The organism is Marinobacterium nitratireducens, assembly GCF_014645375.1.
Classification (GTDB): Bacteria; Pseudomonadota; Gammaproteobacteria; order Pseudomonadales; family Balneatricaceae; genus Marinobacterium_A; species Marinobacterium_A nitratireducens.
In genome coordinates this window covers 1-1,229 of record NZ_BMLT01000033.1, presented here as the reverse complement: position 1 = coordinate 1,229, position 1,229 = coordinate 1, and the positions used below count along the sequence as shown (strand labels likewise).

Annotated in this window: 1 rRNA gene; it reads left to right on the top strand. The window is 53.2% G+C overall.

Features of this window, described 5'->3' with window-relative positions:
- Positions 1 to 1,229: ribosomal RNA gene (locus tag IEX85_RS23865) — 23S ribosomal RNA — on the top strand; the annotation flags it as partial.

Here is a 1,229-nt window from a genome sequence, read left to right as displayed (position 1 = left end):
CTCCAAGGCTAAATACTCCTGACTGACCGATAGTGAACCAGTACCGTGAGGGAAAGGCGAAAAGAACCCCTGTGAGGGGAGTGAAATAGACCCTGAAACCGTGTACGTACAAGCAGTGGGAGCAGGCTTCGGTCTGTGACTGCGTACCTTTTGTATAATGGGTCAGCGACTTAATTTCAGTAGCAAGGTTAACCGTTTAGGGGAGCCGTAGGGAAACCGAGTCTTAATAGGGCGTTTAGTTGCTGGGATTAGACCCGAAACCGGGCGATCTATCCATGGGCAGGTTGAAGGTTGAGTAACATCAACTGGAGGACCGAACCGACTACCGTTGAAAAGTTAGCGGATGACCTGTGGATCGGAGTGAAAGGCTAATCAAGCCCGGAGATAGCTGGTTCTCCTCGAAAGCTATTTAGGTAGCGCCTCATGTCTCACCACCGGGGGTAGAGCACTGTTTCGGCTAGGGGGTCATCCCGACTTACCAACCCGATGCAAACTCCGAATACCGGTGAGTGCAATCATGGGAGACACACGGCGGGTGCTAACGTCCGTCGTGAAAAGGGCAACAACCCAGACCGCCAGCTAAGGTCCCAAAGTTATCGCTAAGTGGGAAACGATGTGGGAAGGCTCAGACAGCTAGGAGGTTGGCTTAGAAGCAGCCACCCTTTAAAGAAAGCGTAATAGCTCACTAGTCGAGTCGGCCTGCGCGGAAGATATAACGGGGCTAAGCGATACACCGAAGCTGCGGATGCCACTTGTGGCATGGTAGAGGAGCGTTCTGTAAGCCGTTGAAGGGAAAGCTGTGAGGCATCCTGGAGGTATCAGAAGTGCGAATGCTGACATGAGTAACGATAATGGAGGTGAAAAACCTCCACGCCGGAAGACCAAGGGTTCCTATCCAACGCTATTCGAGGTAGGGTGAGTCGGCCCCTAAGGCGAGGCAGAAATGCGTAGTCGATGGGAAGCGGGTTAATATTCCCGCACCGGCTGTAACTGCGACGGGGGGACGGAGAAGGCTAGGCCAGCGCGGCGTTGGTTGTCCGCGTTTAAGGATGTAGGTTGAGGAGTTAGGCAAATCCGGCTCCTTAAGACTGAGATCTGATGACGAGGTCCCATGTGGACCGAAGTGGTTGATGCCAAGCTTCCAGGAAAAGCCTCTAAGCTTCAGGTTACAGCTGACCGTACCCAAAACCGACACAGGTGGTCAGGTAGAGAATACCAAGGCGCTTGAG